This window comes from Planctobacterium marinum (assembly GCF_036322805.1).
Lineage (GTDB): Bacteria > Pseudomonadota > Gammaproteobacteria > Enterobacterales > Alteromonadaceae > Planctobacterium > Planctobacterium marinum_A.
Genome location: NZ_AP027272.1, coordinates 4655277 through 4670007 on the forward strand (window position 1 = coordinate 4655277; position 14731 = coordinate 4670007).

Annotated in this window: 14 protein-coding genes; 11 read left to right on the forward strand and 3 right to left on the reverse strand. The window is 45.7% G+C overall.

Annotated elements, in window-relative coordinates:
* Positions 1–59: 59 nt before the first annotated feature.
* The 11 genes from AABA75_RS20395 (at position 60) to AABA75_RS20445 (ending at position 9862) form a co-directional block, all read left to right on the forward strand.
* Positions 60–701, forward strand: a complete 642-nt coding sequence (locus AABA75_RS20395) for an outer membrane protein (protein WP_338294579.1) — start codon at positions 60–62, stop codon at positions 699–701.
* A 103-nt stretch (positions 702–804) separates the two neighbouring features.
* The gene (locus tag AABA75_RS20400) at positions 805–1173 is read left to right on the forward strand and encodes a hypothetical protein (protein ID WP_338294580.1); all 369 of its coding nucleotides are present in this window, start codon (positions 805–807) and stop codon (positions 1171–1173) included.
* 60 nt (positions 1174–1233) lie between these two features.
* A complete protein-coding gene (locus AABA75_RS20405; RefSeq protein ID WP_338294581.1) occupies positions 1234–1899 on the forward strand; it encodes a flavin reductase family protein in 666 nt (221 codons plus the stop codon).
* A gap of 12 nt (positions 1900–1911) precedes the next feature.
* Positions 1912–3015: a hypothetical protein gene (locus AABA75_RS20410; RefSeq protein ID WP_338294582.1), complete on the forward strand. Its 1104-nt coding sequence runs from the start codon at positions 1912–1914 to the stop codon at positions 3013–3015.
* A 33-nt stretch (positions 3016–3048) separates the two neighbouring features.
* Entirely contained in the window at positions 3049–5157 is a 2109-nt protein-coding gene (gene ovoA / locus AABA75_RS20415; RefSeq protein WP_338294583.1) for a 5-histidylcysteine sulfoxide synthase, read from the forward strand.
* An 83-nt stretch (positions 5158–5240) separates the two neighbouring features.
* Positions 5241–6188, forward strand: coding sequence for a prolyl aminopeptidase (gene pip / locus AABA75_RS20420; RefSeq protein WP_338294584.1), 948 nt, complete (start codon positions 5241–5243; stop codon positions 6186–6188).
* Positions 6189–6277: 89 nt separating this feature from the next.
* Positions 6278–7021: an SDR family NAD(P)-dependent oxidoreductase gene (locus AABA75_RS20425; RefSeq protein ID WP_338294585.1), complete on the forward strand. Its 744-nt coding sequence runs from the start codon at positions 6278–6280 to the stop codon at positions 7019–7021.
* Between the two features lie 11 nt (positions 7022–7032).
* Positions 7033–8265 carry an SAM-dependent methyltransferase gene (locus AABA75_RS20430; RefSeq protein WP_338294586.1) on the forward strand — a complete coding sequence of 411 codons (1233 nt, stop codon included), beginning with the start codon at positions 7033–7035 and terminating at the stop codon, positions 8263–8265.
* Between the two features lie 11 nt (positions 8266–8276).
* Entirely contained in the window at positions 8277–8789 is a 513-nt protein-coding gene (locus tag AABA75_RS20435; RefSeq protein ID WP_338294587.1) for a DUF2878 domain-containing protein, read from the forward strand.
* A complete protein-coding gene (locus tag AABA75_RS20440; protein ID WP_338294588.1) occupies positions 8773–9300 on the forward strand; it encodes a chalcone isomerase family protein in 528 nt (175 codons plus the stop codon). Before AABA75_RS20435 ends, AABA75_RS20440 begins: the two co-directional genes overlap by 17 nt.
* Before the next feature lie 25 nt (positions 9301–9325).
* Positions 9326–9862 carry a DUF3833 domain-containing protein gene (locus AABA75_RS20445; protein WP_338294589.1) on the forward strand — a complete coding sequence of 179 codons (537 nt, stop codon included), beginning with the start codon at positions 9326–9328 and terminating at the stop codon, positions 9860–9862.
* Here the strand turns inward: AABA75_RS20445 and AABA75_RS20450 are convergent.
* The 3 genes from AABA75_RS20450 to AABA75_RS20460 form a co-directional block, all read right to left on the reverse strand.
* Positions 9859–11868 carry a putative bifunctional diguanylate cyclase/phosphodiesterase gene (locus AABA75_RS20450; RefSeq protein ID WP_338294590.1) on the reverse strand — a complete coding sequence of 670 codons (2010 nt, stop codon included), beginning with the start codon at positions 11866–11868 and terminating at the stop codon, positions 9859–9861. The two genes, AABA75_RS20445 and AABA75_RS20450, sit on opposite strands and share 4 nt — an antisense overlap.
* Positions 11869–12009: 141 nt before the next feature.
* On the reverse strand, positions 12010–13125 hold the full coding sequence (locus tag AABA75_RS20455; RefSeq protein ID WP_338294591.1) for an alginate lyase family protein: 1116 nt from the start codon (positions 13123–13125) through the stop codon (positions 12010–12012).
* Positions 13126–13592: 467 nt separating this feature from the next.
* Positions 13593–14423: a flagellin gene (locus AABA75_RS20460; protein ID WP_338294592.1), complete on the reverse strand. Its 831-nt coding sequence runs from the start codon at positions 14421–14423 to the stop codon at positions 13593–13595.
* Positions 14424–14731 lie beyond the last annotated feature (308 nt).

The following is a 14731-nucleotide window of genomic DNA, read 5'->3' on the forward strand; positions in this document are numbered from 1 at the left end:
TAGTATCTGGTTAGTTTGAATAGCTTATGGTGTGGCGACTTACATAAAGGAGCAACACCATGAAACGCCAGTTATTTATATTCACTATAGGCCTGACATCCCTTCACGCTCTGGCTGATAATGCCAGCTGGTATGTGAAACCTTACCTGGGACTGAGTAGTATTTCAGACCAACAAGGCACGCTAGTGCAAGCAGCCAATAATACAGACATAACCACAAACACAGACAGTGGTTTCACCAGTGGCATTGCATTGGGATATCAATACAATGCGCATTATTCTGCAGAGTTAGGCTGGGAATACCGCAGCAGCGATACAGACAGTCAATTAAGTGCAAACGACAACAGCTACGGTGGCAACTATGCTTCCAGCTTGTTTTTTCTCAATGGTTTTTACCACCTTGCCTCTTCATCAGATTGGACACCTTATGTGGGTGCAGGACTCGCTTGGGTACAAGAAGTCGATCTTGATCTTGAACTCAATGGCACCGAGCAGTCTTATTCGGGTGATGGCGACACAGGTTACCAACTGATGCTAGGTGTGGATTACGCCATTGGCTCGCAGTGGCAGGCGAATGCTGAGCTTCGCTATTTGACCATTGGCGATATTGACCTTCAAGGAGAAGAGAATGCAACAGGTGAGCTGCGGGGCTTTGATTACGACCCAATGACCCTGAGTGTGGCATTAAAATATCGTTTTTAATTGCGAAAAGATGGCCAGGTAGTGGTATACGAAGTGATTGCAATTCCCTCAAATACGACTATTCTGGTTACACTTTTTTGCCTGATTATCCTACAGGAATGGCATGCCCTATCAGATAGTTGTTGAAAACAAAATACTCAAGGTTGTGTTTAGCGAGCGCGTGGTTACCGAAGATCTGATAGCCCTGGATAAGGAGATTTTTGAGCATTGGTCTGACGCGGAATGTGTGGGCCATATCTACGACTATCGGCAGGTAGAGACCGTAGGCTTTAGTGATGAGGAAATACGACAAATCGCGTTGCTTGATAAAAACGAATCATTTGTTCAGGGCCCACTAAAAATCGCCATCATAGTCACCGAGGAAAGTATTGCCCGATACTCGAGGGTTTATGTAGAAGGTTTACAAGGGTCTGATTGGCAAGCGGCTATTTTCGAAGATGAAGATGCCGCCAACGCTTTCATTTTGACGTGATCTGAGAGGCCTGAAAATCCGTTAAAGCGCACACCCCTTGTTAAAAAAGAGAAGTGAACCATGAAATCCTGGACCCGCGCTGATATACAGGCAATGCAGCAGCGCTATCGAGCCATGTTTATTAACTCCCTGTCAGGCTTTAAGAGCGCCAATCTAGTGGGCACCACCGACGCCAATGGCAACGAGAACTTGTGTATCGTCAGCTCGGTGTTTCACATTGGTGCCGATCCCGCGTTAATGGGTATGATTACCCGCCCACAAAGCGTTCGACGAGATTCCGTGGCCAACATCAAAGCCACTGGTTACTACACTCTAAATCAGGTTAACACGGATATAGTCGTCGCAGCTCACCAGACGTCTGCACGCTACGAAGCAGATATCAGTGAATTCACCGAAACGGGATTAACAGCCCACTATGAACCGGGATTTGTGGCCCCTTTCGTAGCAGAAAGCCAACTGCGTATCGGATTGAAACTGGTAGAAACCAAGCTACTGGAAATTAATCAAACAGAACTGATTATTGGTGAAATAATGCTGGTTCAAAGTAAAGAGTCTGCGCTGGAGCCCGATGGTAGTATCGACATAGAGCAACTCAATAGTGTTGCCATATCGGGACTGGATCGTTACCACTCAACGCAAAAAATCACCCGTCTAAGCTATGCCAAACCACATAGCCAACCCGAAGAGCTGTTGTTTGACACTCCAGACCAAACATCGCAGGAGTAATCCAGAAGCGCTATGCAGGGAAGTGAATCGCCAGGTCAGCACGCCCTACTGGAAAGATGTATCGCACACTGTCAATCCTTGCTGGCAAATTGGCAATTAACACCGCGGGTACATTTCGAACTGGAAGGCATGTGTATTATGCCACGGGCGCAGATCTTGGATTTGCGGCGTCTCAATCAACAGCTTGCTCAGCAGTGCATCCCAGGTGAGGTAAAACCCGAATATTGGCCGGGACAATGGGAATATGTTTCCCTTCTAGCTGGGCAAACGCCACTGCAAGAGGCGCGATACATTGCGCGATTAAAACAGTTATTACCCAATCTCATGCTGCAACAAGGCGCTCAAGAGGTGTTGTTGAAACCCGTGGTTTGGCATGGCTCTGATATCCGCTATGTCGCCGGTTCCAGTACACTTTTTGCCAGACACAGCGGTTCTGTGCATATCCCCAATGCGATACAAGTCAATGTCAGTGTGGCTGACGTTAATGGCAATAATAAGTTACCCGACAGTGGTTTAGGAGAATGGATACAATATCACCTGCTACAAAACAGCTACGCCTGTAGTGTCTTGTACCTTCCAGAGGAAGAAGCTTTTCAGCGTCTGAAACTGCGCACTGAGTTTGGTCTTGACGCCGAATTAAGCTCTCCGTGGGAACTTTCCGGTGGCTATCAGGGCAGCATTGCCTTATACAAAGAAAAAGGCAAACACGACCAGCCCCTGAATCCCAAACCACTGATACTAGGGGCACAAAAACAGCCCTTGTGTTGGAATAATGATTGGCAAAAAGCCTGCAGGATAGAGCATCGACTGGGCGCAACCAGTAAAAATTATGATCCTTTTGTTAACGTGCTGTTTATCTTACTCAATATATTAGATGCAGTAGTATCTTGGCAGTCGGGTGAATGTGCCCCCACAACTAAGCACCGCTCACTACCGGCAAGTTTGGCAGATTCCCCTGATGGGATTGGCGCATTGAGACTGTTTCAGGAGGACAGTTGGTTTGCCAGCAGCATAGATAACTACTGTCAAAATCTGACCATACCCGAGATATCCTCGTTAGGGCAGCATGTAAAACAAAACTATCTGAAAGGATTTCACCCCAAAATCCTTTCCTGACATTAAGACCGCGCAAAACGCTAAGGAGTTAATATGTGCAAACAACTACTGACACTGAGTAAACCGCCTTTCTTAAGCGGTGGAACAGTGGAACAAAAACGCGCACATTTGAAAACTTACTTCCGGGAAACATGGGAGTTGTACGAATCATTGTTTAGCTTGATCAAACGTGATGAAGCTTACTTCCTTCGCCCCGAGCCCTTGCGTCATCCGCTGATTTTTTACTATGGTCACACAGCGGTTTTCTATATCAATAAATTGATTCTTGGCAAATTTATACCAGAGCGCATAGCTCCGCACCTGGAGTCTATTTGCGCGGTGGGTGTGGATGAAATGTCATGGGATGATCTCAAACCCGACAATTATCAGTGGCCTGATGTTGACGAAGTTCGAGCTTATCGCAATAGGGTTAAAGCACAAATCTTAGATCTGATTGACAACATGCCTTTAGAATTGCCCATTCGACAAGACTCCTTGGCCTGGATTGTCTTGATGGGTATTGAACACGAGCGCATTCACATAGAGACCTCTTCAGTGATCATGCGCATGCTGGATTTAAAGTACCTGAAAGCGCATGACGATTGGAAGGCCTGTACCGAAGTGGGTAATGCTCCAGAAAATGAATTGCGACAGGTATCCGGTAAATCGCTGGTATTGGGTAAAACCGAAAGAAACGATACTTACGGTTGGGACAACGAATTCGGCGAACTTCCTGTTGAAGTTGAAGATTTTGAGGCCAGCAAGTACCTGGTATCGAATGGCGAGTTTTTACATTTTATTGAGGCCGGCGGTTATCAAACACCTGACTTGTGGACTGAGGAAGGGCAGAGTTGGCTGAGTTTCACTAAAGCTGAAATGCCCCGGTTCTGGCACTACCGCGACGGCCAATATTGGCAACGCAATCTGCTGCAAGAGATCCCATTGCCACTGAACTGGCCTGTAGAGGTTAACTACCTGGAAGCTAAAGCTTTTTGTAACTGGAAGAACCAGCAAAGCGAGCAATTTATTCGTTTACCTACCGAAGCCGAGTGGCAGGTAATGCGAGATTCACTGGATACCGATCTGCCTTTCTGGGCCGTGGCACCGGGTAATATTAATCTTGAGCACTTCGCGTCCTCTTGCCCGGTGAACAGCTTCAAGCAAGGCGACTTTTTTGACATTTTGGGCAACGTCTGGCAATGGACAGAAAGCCCGATAGACGCTTTTGAGGGCTTTAAAGTACATCCACTGTATGACGACTTTTCAACCCCGACATTCGATGGGCAACACAACCTCATCAAAGGCGGCTCTTGGATTTCCACTGGCAATGAAGCCACCCGAGACTCCCGCTATGCTTTTCGCAGACACTTTTTTCAACACGCCGGATTTCGTTACGTGGCCAGTCAAAGTGAATCGGTACCCATAACACCGGTGAATTGCTACGAGACCCAACCAGACATCAGTCAGATGCTGCACCACCACTACAATGCACAACTAAGCAGAAACAATGATCTGGTGCATCTGGCGGAGTTAGTGGCGAGCCATTGCTCTAATGCATCTAAGGTATTAGATTTAGGTTGTGGCACCGGGCGTTTGAGCTTTGAACTGGCCCGCTATGTAGCTCATGTTGACGGTATCGATTTGACTGCCCGACACATTCAACATGCCTTACACTTCAAAGAACAACAACAGCTGCGTTACGCCATGCCAGTAGAAGGCGAGTTGCTGTCTTATCACGAGGTGGTGCCGGAAGATCTCGATTTAAATGACACGCTACTCAACAAGGTGAACTTTGTACAAGGAGATGGACACAACCTGAAACCGCAATTCACCGATTATGATGTCATTGTTTGTCACCGGGTTATTGATGCGGTATATCACCCTGAGCAATTCCTTAAAAGTGTATTAACCCGGCTAAACCAAAACGGCTTGTTGCTGCTCTCCAGTGACTGGCAATGGCAGGAGAATGGCTTAGCCAAAGACAAGTGGTTAGGCGGATTCAAAAAAGATGGAGAGAGCCAAACCAGCGCAGAGGGCGTTGTACAACTTTTATCTGAGCAATGTGACCTGGTATCTCAAAGCCAACTGGAAACACGGTTTCAATATTGCTCGAGAAAAACAGCATTAATACAAAATGACGTTATGCTGTGGCGCAAAAAATAACTGCTCACAATTTTTCTTTCCAGAACGACTTCAATTAAAGGTAACCTTACAAGGTTACCTTTTGGCTATGGAGCGCAACCGATTTGAAGCAACTTTACCCCGCCATTGAACCCTACCGACAAGAAAAGCTTAAAGTGTCTGAACTACACCTGATACATTTTGAAGAAGCTGGCAACCCGAATGGACAAGCGGCGTTGTTTTTACATGGTGGACCGGGTCTGGGGATTTTGCCTGTTTATCGACGCTTTTTTGATGCGCAGCACTATCGTATTATTTTGCCAGACCAACGCGGTGCGGGCCGAAGTAGGCCCTATGCAGAACTTGAGGAAAATGAAACCTGGCATATTGTCGAAGACCTGGAAAAGCTACGTAAGCATCTTGGCATCGAGCGCTGGTTGGTGATGAGTGGCAGCTGGGGCAGCCTGTTGGCCCTCTGTTACGCCATCAAATATCCCGAGGCAATCTCAGGTTTGATCCTCAGAGGCGTTTTTTTGGGCCGCGGCAAAGATATAGATTGGGTCTATGGTGGAGTGGGTACAGCTCAGATTTTCCCGGAGCAATGGGCAAAATTTAAAGCGCCATTTAAAGAATCCCCGGACCAAGACATTGTCGCTAAATACTATGAAGTTCTGTCTGGTGACGATAAAGAGCGAGCTAAAAAGTTAGCCTTAATTTGGGCCAGCTACGGTGCTAATACCATGACCCTGTTACCCAACTCCCAATCCAGCAGAGACATTACCGCCACGGATAAAATGCTGGCATTAGCGCGCACCGAGTGCCATTTCGCACAGCACAACTTTTTCCTGCCTGATGACAACTATGTACTGGATAATGTGCATAGATTGCAGTCCATCCCAACTCACATAGTGCACGGCCGCTATGATGCCATTTGCCCGGTGGGTACAGCGTGGGATTTGCATCAACAATTGCCCCATAGTCATCTGCATATTGTCGCAGATGGTGCCCACATTCCCACAGAGCCAGGTATGGTGGATAAACTCATCGCCATTAGCGATGAAATGAAAACCTAATAAATTACTATAAGATTAAATAAGTTTAACTGACCCAATCCTGTTTCCGCTGCGTAATTCATTACAAGTCAACATTGTTGAGAATTGCCATGAAACAGATTTTGATCACCGGAGCTTCCTCGGGCATCGGTGAACAGTTAGCAAAAGATTATGCCAACCAAGGGTGGCGGGTATATGCCTGTGGCCGCAACAGTGAAAAGTTGCAAGCGTTACAAAATAAAACCTCCAACTTGCAGGCATTGGCGTTTGACGTCACGGAGCCAGAGCAGATTGTTCAGGCGGCCTCTCAGATTGAGGGACAGTTGGATCTGTTGCTGCTCAACGCTGGCAACTGTGAGTATATAGACGATCCTTTGCACTTCGACGGGGCGCTTTTTGAGCGGGTTATCAAAGTTAATCTGGTGGCCATCGGCTACTGTCTTGAAACCCTGCTGCCAAAAGTGCGTTCTGGTGGCCAATTAGCCATCGTTAGCTCCAGTGCCGCCTATTTGCCTTTTCCTCGTGCTTCAGCCTACGGCACCTCAAAAGCGGGAGCCAGCTACCTGGCGAAAACCCTGGCCATTGAGTTAAAGCCCCACAATATCGATGTTAGTTTGATAAGTCCCGGCTTCGTAAAAACACCACTTACTGATAAAAATGATTTCGAAATGCCCATGCAGGTCAGTGTCGATTTCGCATCTAACGCTATTATTAAAGGGTTGGCTAAACGCAAAAGTGAAGTGCACTTTCCTTCTCGTTTTACTTTCTTTTTGAAGCTGCTGGCAGCGCTCCCGGCACCCATCTGGAAAAGTATCGCGCGTAAAATGTTGCCATCAGCTCAGCCACAATCTTAACGGAGAACCCCATGGAACAAATACAAACAACTGAAAATCTGACTCGCTCCCGCACCACTGAGTTCTATCAATCAATGGTATTTAAGATTTTGACTGAAGCACGTATCGGCCGGCTCACCATGAAGATTGGCGAAGAGAGTTACGGGTTTGGCGATGCAAACTCAGAGCTCCAAGCTGAGGTAGTTGTATACGACCGTCAGATATTTAAAACCCTCATGTTCAAGGGCAGTATCGGTATAGCAGAAGATTATGTGGCCGGAAAATGGCATTCACCGGACCTCACTCGTGTTATTGAATTTTTCGTGGCAAACCAGGACTCCTTAGATGCGGTTGAAAGCAAGTTCGGTCCGTTGGTGCGATTGGGCTATTTCTTCAAAAAATTCAAAAATCGCAACAACGTTGCTCAAGCCAAAAAGAATATCCTGGCGCATTATGATTTAGGTAACCACCTGTATAAACGCTTCTTAGACAGCAACATGCAGTATTCCAGTGCCATTTACCCCGATACCTTAACGGATTTAGAAAGCGCGCAAGTGCATAAAATGGACACCATCTGTCAACGTCTGGCGTTGCAACCCGGAGAAAAGGTCATAGAGATAGGCACAGGTTGGGGCGGTCTCGCCGTGCACATGGCAAAACACTACGGCGTTCAGGTTACCACCACCACCATTTCAGATGCTCAGCACGAATACGCTGCACAGCGTATTGAGCAAGAGGGCTTACAAGACAGTATTACGTTGCTACGCAAGGATTATCGAGCGCTGGAAGGTGAGTTCGACAAGCTGGTAAGTATTGAAATGATTGAGGCCGTAGGACATGAATATCTCGATGGTTTTTTCGCGAAATGCTCCAGCCTGCTAAAACCCAATGGCCTGATGTTGATCCAGGCTATTACTATTGCCGATCAACGGTACGACCATTACCGAAAAGATGTGGACTTCATCCAAACCTATATCTTTCCCGGTGGCTGCTTGCCCTCCATACAACGTATGAGCCAGTGCCTGTCTAATAATACGGATATGGTGTTGCACGAGTTACACGATATCGGTTTGCATTATGCCAAAACCCTACAGGACTGGCGGGAGAAGTTCTTCGAGGCCTGGCCTGAACTCGCCAAAGAAGGCTTTGACCAGCAATTCAAACGTCTCTGGGAATACTATCTGTGTTACTGCGAAGGTGGGTTTTTACAGCGCGCCATCAGCACAGTGCATTTAGTTTCTCGCAAGCCGCGTTTTCAAGGTTAAAGGTCATCATCATGTTGTCCTCCAAACACTTTAAAATTGCCAACTTTGTTATCTTTCAATTGATTTGGATAGCCGCGGTTATTTTTCAAAGTGCCGGATTGTGGGCTTGTATCCTGCTGTTAGCCATTCACTTTGCTATCAGCCCAGAACGCAAAGCTGATTTTTTGCGCACCTATAAAGCGATTTTGATTGGTATAACTCTAGACTTTACTTTGATGCAAGCCGGAGTCTACGTATTCGAAGGGGATTACTTTCCCCTGTGGCTCGTGTGTTTGTGGATAGGGTTCGTACTGACATTGCGGCACAGTATGGCTTGGCTCGCAGAAAAACCACTGTATTGGCAGATAATATTAGGTGCCTGTGGAGGCACACTAAGTTACCTATCTGGATCGCGCTTTGGCGCAGTGGAGCTAGGTATGGGGATTTGGGTTACCGCAATCATTCTGGTGATAGCCTGGGGGCTACTGTTACCCATTTTTTATCGTCTTGTTAACAGAGCACATCCTCATGAACAGCTTGCGTAAGTACCGTGTGATCGCCGCCATCGTCTTTATGTTGCTGCCTGCCGAGGGCTATGCTATGGAAAATAACGCGCCGTGGAAATCCATGAAGTTGGTGGGTGAAGGCAAGTTAAGTTTTTTGTTTTGGGATATCTATTACGCCCGTTTGTATTCCGCAGATGGCCGATATCAAGAGCAGGCTTATCCGCTGGCTTTGGAACTCACCTATCTGCGCGATTTCACCAAGCAACAACTGGTGGAAGAAACCGCTAAACAGTGGAAAAAACTGGGATTTGAAGACGAAACCAAAACTCAAACCTGGCTGTCGCGTTTGAGTGAGTTGTGGCCAGACGTTGAAGAAAAGCAATCCATCACACTCTACATCGATAATCAAAATCGCAGTTTTTTCTATTTCAATGCTGAGCTATTAGGCCAGATTGACGATGCCGAATTTAGCCAGGCATTTTTGGCTATCTGGCTATCCGAAGACACCAGCGCGCCTGAAGTGCGTAAGAAGCTCATCGCATCCCTTTAACCTGTCCGATAAAAACGAGGATATTATGAAGTTGAAATTCATTTTCGCTTTGCTACTGACTTCCGCAGCATCACTGCTAATTGGATGTAGCTCTGTAGACATTAATGATTACCGCGGCAGTGAGCCCAACTTAAATTTAAAAACCTTTTTTGATGGCAAACTGAAAGTATATGGCATGGTGCAGGATTTCTCCGGTAAGGTGACACGGCGCTTTACAGCAGATATTGATGCCTCATGGGACGGCGAAACCGGTACGCTGGACGAGCTCTTTTATTTCGATGATGGCGAACAACAGACTCGTATCTGGACCTTGAATCACCTTGGCAACGGAGAATATAACGGCACGGCTGGTGATGTAGTGGGAGTAGCAAAGGGTAAAACGGTTGGCTCTGTATTTCGCTGGCAATATGAACTCACCATTCCTTATGATGGTGATACCCTTAATGTAAAATTGGATGACTGGCTTTACCTCATCACCGAGGACAGATTAATCAACCGCACCAGTATCAACAAATTCGGTTTAGAGGTGGGAGAAATTACCCTGATTATTGAAAAGCTCTAATGAAACGACTGGAATTGTTCAAATACCAAAGCGGGTTTAAAATCCGCTGCCGGTTTGGACATGGGCTTGGCGCAGAAATAACCTTGAATGGTATTAATCCCTTGGTCATGCACCCAGTCCAATTGTCTCTTGTTTTCTACCCCTTCAACGACAACGTTCATGTTAAGTTCGCCCGCTAACATTACCACGGAACGAATAATCGCCCCGCCCGCGCCTTCAAGGTCAGAAATAAAACACTTATCTAGTTTTATGGTACTAAATGGGAACGCCTGCAACTGCACCATCGAAGAATAGCCAGTGCCAAAATCGTCGAGACAAAACCTGACTCCCTTGAGAGACAACAGTGAAAAGGTTTCCATTAAGTTTTCGGGCTCGTCACAAAAGACACTTTCGGTAATCTCTAACTGTAAGCGACTGGCGGGGAACTGCGTTGTTTTCAATATCTGCAACAGATTTTTGGCGAAATCATTAGTCTTGAGCTGCAGTACCGACACATTTACTGCCAGCACAATTGACTCATCAGCCACGTGTTCTTGCATGGCTTTAATGGCCCGTTCCAGCACCCAAAAACCAATGTTACAGATAAGGTGACTTTGTTCTGCCAGCGGAATAAACTCCTCAGGTTCAATGACTTGCTGCTTAAAATGCCAACGTACAAGCGCTTCATAGCCACTCACTTTACCCGAGTGGAGGTTAAATACCGGCTGAAACACCAGAAATAGTTCGTCATTTTGGATGGCTTGAGCCAGGCCGTTTCTCAAATACTCTTTATATTCCAGTTCAGAAAGATAATGGGGTTCGAAAACAACGGCAGCCTTGCCATAAAGCTTTCTTTTATGGACAAACATCGCGATATCAGCGCGCCTGATCAAGGCATCAGCATCTTGACCATGCCTGTTGCTGAAGGCTATACCAATGGCAGCCGACACTTCAAAACCAAACGTTGGCTGCTGATTTTTAAGCAGCATGTTGATTAAGTCGGCGTACTGCAGGGCAACATCGTTAGTTTCCATTGTTAAAAATAGCACAAACTCGTCGCCACCCCAGCGACAACAAACGGGATCACCAGGTAACTCTTGCAATATTGAGGCGATTTTTTTAAGTACTTCATCGCCCGTATCATGCCCTTGAGTATCGTTGATCCCTTTAAATTTATTTAAATCAATAAATAATATTGCGCGTGAGGCCGAGCAGGCGGATAACGCCATTTGTAAACGAGAAAGAAAAGCGGCGCGATTAAACAATCCGGTTAAACCATCATGCTCAGACAAGAAGCGTAAATCTTCGGTCTGTCGTGCAACCTCTTCAGCCAATCCGTCTTTTGCCTTGATAATTTCTTGATTGGATTTGGCTAAGGCATCGTTCTTCAACGCTAATTCTTGCTTATCCAGTGAGACTTGCTGCAATAGCTTTTGATTATGGTTTTTCAGGTAAATAGCGTGTTTAGTAAAACCTGTTATCTTTAAACCGTTGAATACCATGGTCAACGCAAAAAACACCCCCATGCCACCCAATACCTGGCGCATGTATTCAAGATCGAAAAGCCCCATAACGGAAATGGGTAGAATCAGCGCACAAGAGTAGAACAAGGCCAAAAAGCGATCTGCAGACAAAGGGGTGGGTGCGGCTCCCGCAAGCGCAGAGAGAATGATAACGGTTGTGACAAACTCTACGTCACCAAGCCAGGGCATAGAGAATGCTCCAAACAAGCCCCAACACAATGCGGTAAGAATCGCCCCCGTTCGAAACCGGAACAACCAATGCTCGGCATTGCTACTGCGCTTGGCGGGTGTCTGAAAGTGCCAGTAAACGACTTCCAATAACCTCAACCCCATCAACAGATTAATTATCCCCCACCAGAACATTTTTTGTTCAAATATGATCGAAGCAGGAAATGCAAATACTAAAGCGGAAGAGGCGATCATACAAATAACAATTCCACCAATACTATTGCGATACAGAAGATCTGCAACATCAGCAACGGAATGGGAATTATTGTTAGTCATCGTTGGATTTAAATGCTCATTATTTGGGCAACATTGTGCATTATTTTACACCCCTTGTCAGCAACATTTTATTCACAAAAAATGCATATTTATTCCCACAATTTGTGTGGTTTGATTTTCTGAAATTTATCCATTCTGAAATTACGCTTTGCTGACTGGAAAAGGATAAATACCAGGAAAATTACTGAGTTGAGCAAAACAATATGGGTAGTAAAGATTGAGGCTGAAGTTTTCATTAAACTCGATTGACTCAATATGATTCAATTCGTGGGCAGGTATCATGTCCTGCAAGATTTTTACCGCCGACTTCAGTAAAGATGTTTCACGATTAACCGCATCGACTCGCTCATCATTCTTCACTGATGAATACTTCCAGTGCAACACGTTAAGCAAATAGAACAAAGGATAAATGTTATAAAGAGAGTAGCTGACAAAGGTATATCGACGCATTTCCAAAGGTTGTAACATAAGCGTGTCGAATTGCTCTTGAGGTCGATTTTTTATCCCAAACTCAGCCACTATCAATGCAGCTTCTTCGATCCCCAGAGCCAACGCAGAATAGGTCAACAGGGCATCCACCCAACTTCCGCGATTATTGCGCTTCGCCACTTCAAATAAACCAGAAGGCGAGCTAAGAATCCACAGAGACAACGATTGAAACCACTGAGTTAATGCTTCAGCAATATCCTCATCCAAAGCTGATTCACTGCGAAGGATAGCGAGTCCGTCAATTAGCAAGATCAACCATCGTGCATCAATAATACCGAGTCCTCTGCGGTGATTGCGCCAAGGCATCACTTGCGCGTACTCCATATGTGGATTCATCTTTGTTTCGGGTGCAATAAACCAGCAACGCAAAAGGCCATTAATATAATCCAGATAGCGTGAGTCTTTGCTTTGTTTATAAGCAAGAGCTAACAAATGCACCCGCGCGCACATCTGTGCCAGACGGGGTTTATCTGACAAACGGGTTAAAGCGGGATTAGGTCGCCCATCTTTCTTATATTTTGCAATTTTGGGCTTAGAGAATGGGTCAGGATTATCCCGATGCCAATAATAAGGCGCAAACGAAAGGTAATCATTTCCCACCTGCGAAGGAGGCAGTAAAGTTTTATCTGTTACTGTCAGAAACGGTAAATTTATTAATCGCTGTGCCTTTTCCTGCAAACGAGTATCAGTGTTTTCATGCAAGCATCGTGAATACTGTCGCACAATTAGTTCAAAATAATCGCCTGCAACCAGTTGCTTTGAATTCATTCGCTGTTGAAAAATGTGCCGACATTGACGTCGATAATTGCGAAACAAGCGAATAATAGTATAGCCTTTTAAAATCCTCAAATAGCGCTTAAAAATGATAAAACTCCATTTTATACCAATTCCAATTATACGTGATTACGTCAATTTTTATTCCCTTAAAAACGAAAAAAGCCGGAATAAAATATTCCGGCTAACCGCTCCGACGTTAGGAGAGAGTGAGCGAAACTCTCCGAAACATTATCCGTGCCTATAGGGTTTCACACTACCTCCTGGCGGATAACATTTCATATGGGTAGAAATCGTTTGGTTCTGTGATTGTCTCTGTTGGTTTACAGGTATTTTGTAGGTTCGACTTTAGTCGGACAAAGGTGTTTGGTTCAGAACCTCTGTCGAGCTCGCCGATTAATGTTCCCGACAAAATCGGCATTCACTACGTCCATGTAGTTTAAGTTCGACCTATAACACTATTAACCCAACAGTGATAACGCTGACTGAGGACGCTGATTCGCCTGAGCAAGCACCGTGGTACTGGCCTGCTGGACGATCTGGTTACGGGTCAGACTGGCTGTTTCAGTGGCAAAGTCAGTGTCTTTGATACGTGAACGGGCACCTGATAAGTTCTCAGACACGTTACTCAGGTTACGAATGGTAGACTGAAAACGGTTCTGTAAAGCACCCAGCTCAGCACGTTGAGCACCGATAGAGGAAATCGCAGTATCTATTGAAGTTAGTGCGCCTGAAGCACCTGCAACGGTTGAAATATCCACCGTTCCTACACCCAAACCTGATGCACCGAAGCTGGCACCATCGCTTGAAGATAAGTTAACAGAAATAGTTTGACCTGCGTTGGCACCCACCTGGAATGCTGCCGAAAAGCCACCACTTAGCAATGCATTGCCTGCGAATTGAGTATCAGTACCGATTCTTGATAATTCCGCTACCAGGGCTGTCACTTCTTGTTGCAGTGCCGCTCTGTCAGCTGAAGAGTTGATACCGTTTTGTGACTGAATAGCCAAAGTACGGATACGTTGCAATGCCGTGGTGGTTTCGTTTAAGGCACCTTCAGCGGTTTGCACCAGTGAAATCGCATCGTTGGCGTTACGTACTGATTGGTCAAGACCTTGAATTTGTGAGGTAAAACGGTCAGTAATCTGCAGACCTGCAGCATCATCTGCGGCTCTGTTGATACGGAAACCTGAAGATAAACGTTCAAATGACGTGGATAACGCATTGCCCGAATCGAATAACTGACGTTGGGCGTTCAATGAAGATACATTGGTATTTACAAATAAAGACATCTGTCTCTCTCCTACACTCTCGATCCGGGTGGCCTTGTGAGGTATTTGGGCTTTCCGGTGACTGTCGTCGTACAGTCATATCGTTAATATTCAACAATCACCCGTTTATTGGTTTTATTAAGTGATTGTCACTGGCTCTCTCACTTAGGGTTATCGTTATTTCAAAAAAAACCTTGAAGGTTTTTTGAGCTTTTTTGAGAAAGTCAATAAAAACAGAGGGTTGTGTAGGTTCGGATTGAGCTACAAGGACGTAGTGAATGCCGTTTATGTCGGGAACATTTAAACGGCGAGCTACAAGGACGTAGTGA